4 protein-coding genes and 2 pseudogenes are annotated in these 4986 nt (G+C 55.2%); 1 reads left to right on the top strand and 5 read right to left on the bottom strand.

Going from position 1 to position 4986, the window contains the following annotated elements:
* The 5 genes and pseudogenes from GOW98_RS25985 to GOW98_RS25280 all read right to left on the bottom strand — a co-directional run.
* Positions 1–88: pseudogene (locus GOW98_RS25985) on the bottom strand (IS6 family transposase); the annotation flags it as partial.
* 73 nt (positions 89–161) lie between these two features.
* Positions 162–1277 carry an ABC transporter ATP-binding protein gene (locus GOW98_RS25265; protein WP_170337356.1) on the bottom strand — a complete coding sequence of 372 codons (1116 nt, stop codon included), beginning with the start codon at positions 1275–1277 and terminating at the stop codon, positions 162–164.
* Positions 1278–1280: 3 nt separating this feature from the next.
* Positions 1281–2162 carry a carbohydrate ABC transporter permease gene (locus GOW98_RS25270; protein WP_170337357.1) on the bottom strand — a complete coding sequence of 294 codons (882 nt, stop codon included), beginning with the start codon at positions 2160–2162 and terminating at the stop codon, positions 1281–1283.
* Positions 2162–3079, bottom strand: a complete 918-nt coding sequence (locus GOW98_RS25275; protein WP_170337358.1) for a carbohydrate ABC transporter permease — start codon at positions 3077–3079, stop codon at positions 2162–2164. The genes GOW98_RS25270 and GOW98_RS25275 overlap by 1 nt, the downstream gene beginning before the upstream one ends.
* Positions 3080–3158: 79 nt before the next feature.
* Positions 3159–4409 (bottom strand): ABC transporter substrate-binding protein, encoded by a 1251-nt coding sequence (locus GOW98_RS25280; protein ID WP_170337359.1) that lies wholly within the window; start codon positions 4407–4409, stop codon positions 3159–3161.
* Between the two features lie 245 nt (positions 4410–4654).
* Between GOW98_RS25280 and GOW98_RS25285 the strand changes: the two are divergent.
* Positions 4655–4829 (top strand): annotated as a pseudogene (locus GOW98_RS25285) (transposase); the annotation flags it as partial.
* Positions 4830–4986 lie beyond the last annotated feature (157 nt).

The raw sequence follows: 4986 nt of genomic DNA on the forward strand, positions 1-4986 counted from the left end.
GAAGCGATAGTGGGAACCGAACATAAAGCATCACCGCCAAACGAATGATCGCGGGGCTGGTCTTGAAGTACTTGAAGAGCGACCGTTTATTCTAGCTTGAAGGTTACGAGAGCGTCCTGCCCGCCTCAAGCAAAGTTCTTCTGACAAGACCCCCTGGGCGTTCATAGAATTCTGTTCTCGGATTCCGGGTCGAACAACACTGCCTTTTCCATGTTGAAAGCGAACTCGGCCTGTTGACCGGGTAATACCTCTGCGTCCGCGCGCATGCGGGCGACGCATTCGGCGCCTCCTATAGTCGTGGCCACGAACGTGTCCGAGCCTGCGGGCTCGGTCACTGTCACCGTGTTTCGGATCGACTCGATATGCGATGACCGGTGATCTGCGCCTTCGACATCAGTCAGGGCCTCAGGGCGGATACCCAATATCACACCTTTGCCGTCAAATGACTTTATCGCCTCTGAAGGCGCACAAAGTGCAAGTCGGACTTCCTCACCGCGATCATTCTGTGTGATCGCATAAACCGCAGCCTCTTCAACCCAGATGGTTGTCTGGATCAGATTCATCGAAGGAGAGCCCATAAACGTGGCCACGAACAAGTTAGAAGGTGTATCGTAGATTTCCTTCGGCGTGCCCAGTTGCTGAACATACCCGCCATTCATGACAGCGATCCGGGTGGAAAGAGTCATTGCCTCGATCTGGTCGTGGGTCACGTAGACGATTGTTGTTCCTAGGTTTTGGTGCAACTTTTTTATTTCTGTGCGCATATCGACACGCAACTTGGCATCGAGATTGGACAAGGGCTCGTCGAACAGAAACACATCGGGATTTCGCACCAGCGCTCGCCCCATGGCCACACGCTGACGCTGACCACCTGACAGTTGACCCGGTTTGCGATCCAGAAGCTGCTCAATCTGTAGCAATTTGGCGACATCGGCCATGGCTTTTTCACGCTCGGCCTTTGGAACTCCATGCATCTCCAGGCCAAAGGTGATGTTCTGGCCAACCGTCATATTCGGATAAAGCGCGTAGGACTGGAACACCATCGCGATATTGCGGTTGGACGGATGCACCCCGTTCATGCGCGCGTCTTTGATCCGGATTTCCCCCGAAGTGATGTCCTCCAGGCCCGCAATCATGTTCAACAGCGTGGACTTGCCGCAACCCGAGGGTCCAACAAGCACCAGAAACTCACCTTCTTCCACTGCGATGTTGACCTTATGCAGCACTTCGATCGCGCCGTAGGATTTGGTAACGTTATCGATATCGAGAAAACCCATTGGTTACCCCTTAACAGAGCCCGCCATCAGGCCGCGCACGAAATAGCGTCCGGCAACGATGTAGACGAGCAGGGTTGGCATTGCGGCAAGGATGGCTCCGGCAAAATGGACGTTATATTCCTTTACGCCGGTTGAGCTTTGCACAAGGTTGTTCAGGGCGACTGTCATTGGCGCGCCATCACCCGAGGCGAAGGACGCTCCAAACAGGAAGTCGTTCCAGATGTTGGTGAATTGCCAGATCACACAAACCACGATGATCGGGCCTGAGGATGGCAGAAGGATGCGCCAGAAGATCTGAAAGAAACCGGCGCCATCGATTTGTGCGGCCCGAACCAACTCGGTTGGAAACGCCGCATAGTAATTTCGGAAATAAAGGGTCGAGAAGCCCACGCCATAAACAACATGGACCAGAACCAGCCCCGCAGTTGTGCCGGAAAGGCCCAGAATGCCGAGGATTGCAGCCATCGGAATCAAGACGATTTGGAACGGGATAAAGCACGAAAACAACATCAACCCAAACAGGATGGTGTCGCCGCGGAACCTCCATTTCGTCAGAATGTACCCGTTCAGCGCGCCCAGCACCGTTGAGATGGCAACGGCTGGAACAACCATCGAAATCGAGTTCCAGAAATAGGGGCGAAGCCCTGTCGGTTCGACCCCGACCTGCGCGGTGGACCAGGCTTTTGCCCAAGGCTCCAGCGTGAAGGCGCTTGGAAGGGACATCATGCCGCCGCCGGTGATTTCAGAAAGCGGCTTCATTGAGTTCACGACCATGATGTACAGCGGCAGCATGTAGAACAGCACGAACAGGAGCAGCACCACATAGATCAGTGTGCGGTTGAAACGACCCGTGCGGATGGCGGTATCAGAGCTTGCGACGGCCATCACTTCTTCTCCTTCAACTCAGCGCACAGGTAGGGGATCATGATCGCCGCAATCGTGATCAGCATGATCACGGCCGATGACGCACCGATCCCCATTTGGTTTCGGCTGAACGTGTAGGAATACATGAACGTAGCAGGCAGTTCGGTCGCCCTGCCGGGACCGCCCCCGGTCATTGCAATGACCAGATCGAAAGTCTTGATTGCCAGATGCGCAAGGATCACGAACGCCGAAAGAAACGCAGGCCTGAGTTGCGGGATGATGATGCGGCGATAAAGATTCCAGTTTGACGCCCCATCCATTTGCGCGGCCTTCAGGATTTCATTGTCGATCCCGCGCAGCCCCGCAAGAAACATGGCCATAACAAAACCCGAGGTCTGCCAGACGGCCGCAAGAACAACAGTGTAGATTGCGAAGTCTCGGTTCTTGATCCAGTCGAATTCGAAGTTTTCCCAACCCCAGGCCTGCACTATGTTTTCAAGCCCGATGCCTGGGTCCAAGAACCATTTCCACGCTGTGCCGGTCACAATGAAACTCAGCGCCATGGGATAGAGATACAGCGGACGTAAAAACCCTTCGCCTCTGATCTTCTGGTCCAGCAGGATGGCCAGAGTCAGGCCGATGAGCGTACAAACAACAATGTACAGGCCGGCAAAGACGGCCATGTTCGTCAACGCGATTTCCCAATGGGACAATTTGAACAGTTTTTCGTAGTTCGCCAGCCCGATCAGGTCGAATGTGCGCTGCCCGTCCTTGTCCACGAAGGGCAGAATACGGCTGTCCGTGAACGACACGTAGACCGTGAACAGTATGAACCCGTAGACAAATATCAGGACCATTGTCAGGGAAGGCGACAGTACAAGCTTGGGAATCCAGTTCTGTAGACGGGTTTTGAAATCCGCCTCGGCAGCCGTGGACATGGCAACACTCCTGAGAGCAGGTTACGTGAAATTCAAGGCAGTGCGGGGCGACTGGGATCGGTCGCCCCGCTCAGTTGGATCACTTGGCGATCGACACCGCGTCGACCAGTTCCAACACAGCTGTTTCGCTGTCATACTCGCCGTTGAAATGCGCCGTGACCACGTCATAGACCGCGTTCTTCACCGAGGCCGGAGCCGCATGACCATGCGCCATTGAGCCAAACAGGTTGCCCGAAGATGCCGCCGCAGCAAGATCCTTCATACCTTGCTGCCCACACGCGTCCAGCTCGCTTCCATCAACGTCCGTGCGGGCCGGGACCGACCCCTTTACCTTGTTGAAAGCGATTTGGAAGGACGGTGACAGGATTGCGCTGGCCAACGCGGCCTGCTCTTCCGAAACTGCACCGCCCTGATCGAACATCATGAATTGGTCCGCATTGAATGTGACCTGGTCCTGAGTGCCCGGGAACCGGAAACACAGGAAATCTTCGCCCGGGACCTTGCCCGCATTCAGGAACTCACCTTTCGCCCAGTCACCCATCATCTGGAAACCGGCTTCCCCATTGATGACCATCGCCGTCGCCAGGTTCCAATCTCGGCCCGAGAAGTTGTCGTCGACGTTGTCGCGAATGAACGCCATCCGGTCAAAGGCCTCTTTCATTGTGTCCGAACCCAGCGTCTCTTCATCAAGGTCGATGAAGGCCGCTTTGTAGAACTCTGGCCCACCCGTGGACATGGCTACCGCATCGAACACGGTCGCATCCTGCCAGGCTTGGCCGCCATGGGCAATCGGCGTGATGCCCGCCGCTTTGAGGGCTTCAACCGCGGCTACAAAGTCTTCCCAGGTTTCAGGCACGGCAATTCCGTTGGCGTCAAGCACGGATTTGTTGGCCCAGACCCAGTTGGTCGAGTGCACATTGACCGGCGCCGAAATCCACTTATCATCGACTTTCGCAAAGAATTGCAGCGCTTCAGGTACAACCTCATCCCAACCTTCTTGGGCAGCCAGATCGTTGAGATTCGCCAATGCGCCCTGGTTCCCCCAGTCCAGAATGTCGAAACCCAGCGCCTGAACCGCTGTGGGCGGATCACCAGCCGTAACCCTGGCCCGCAGAACGGTCATCGCTTCGGTGCCACCGCCACCCGCAACCGGCATATCCTGCCAGCCGATGCCCTGGGTTTCCAAATCTTGTTTGAGCACATTCAGCGCGGCTGCTTCGCCGCCCGAAGTCCACCAATGCAGCACTTCCACATCTTCGGCGTGTGCAGCCGTAACGGAAAACGCCGCGATTGCTGACGTGAGTTTCAATGTCCGGATTACGTTGTTCATGCCTTCCTCCCTAATGGCATTGTTGTAACCGCATGGTTACTTTCTAATATTGAGCTAACATTTCAATGAGTCAAGAAAACATATCATACGAGTGCACTGTCAGCACCATCACGGTTACCGCCTTTCTTTCAATGTCTTTTTTCCTCGGGTCTCTGGAGGGTTCTGTCAGACAACAGTTCTAGGCTCAGGACCCATTGATTTCCGTATTGCTGCGTGATTCACCGCTGAAAAAATGTGCGGCGAACATGTCTGACCTTTTCTGGCTGTCCGACGAGCAGATGGCGCGCTTAGAGCCCTATTTTCCCACGGTCGCACGGCAGGCCACGGGTCGATGACAAGAGAGTGCTGAGCGGGATTATCTTCATTCACCGCAATGGTTTGCGCTGGTCCGATGCGCCAAAGAAGTACAGCCCCCCAAGACATGGTGTGATTGCGGCGGTCGCTCTCCGGGGCGAACGAGGTCCGGTATGTTGACGTCATGGATAAAAGCCGTGAGGAGGGCGACCTATGGAACACTATGCGGGCTTGGATGTTTCGCTGAAAGAGATTTCGATCTGTGTTGTGGATCGTGATGGCA

It is taken from the genome of Ruegeria arenilitoris, from assembly GCF_013032445.1.
In the GTDB taxonomy this organism is placed as follows: Bacteria; Pseudomonadota; Alphaproteobacteria; order Rhodobacterales; family Rhodobacteraceae; genus Ruegeria; species Ruegeria arenilitoris_F.

What these genes read in the sequence shown, in the direction of transcription:
- GOW98_RS25265 (WP_170337356.1), bottom strand. Translation starts at nt 1,277, where the DNA reads ATGGGTTTTCTCGATATCGATAACGTTACCAAATCCTACGGCGCGATC.
- GOW98_RS25270 (WP_170337357.1), bottom strand. Translation starts at nt 2,162, where the DNA reads ATGGCCGTCGCAAGCTCTGATACCGCCATCCGCACGGGTCGTTTCAAC.
- GOW98_RS25275 (WP_170337358.1), bottom strand. Translation starts at nt 3,079, where the DNA reads ATGTCCACGGCTGCCGAGGCGGATTTCAAAACCCGTCTACAGAACTGG.
- GOW98_RS25280 (WP_170337359.1), bottom strand. Translation starts at nt 4,409, where the DNA reads ATGAACAACGTAATCCGGACATTGAAACTCACGTCAGCAATCGCGGCG.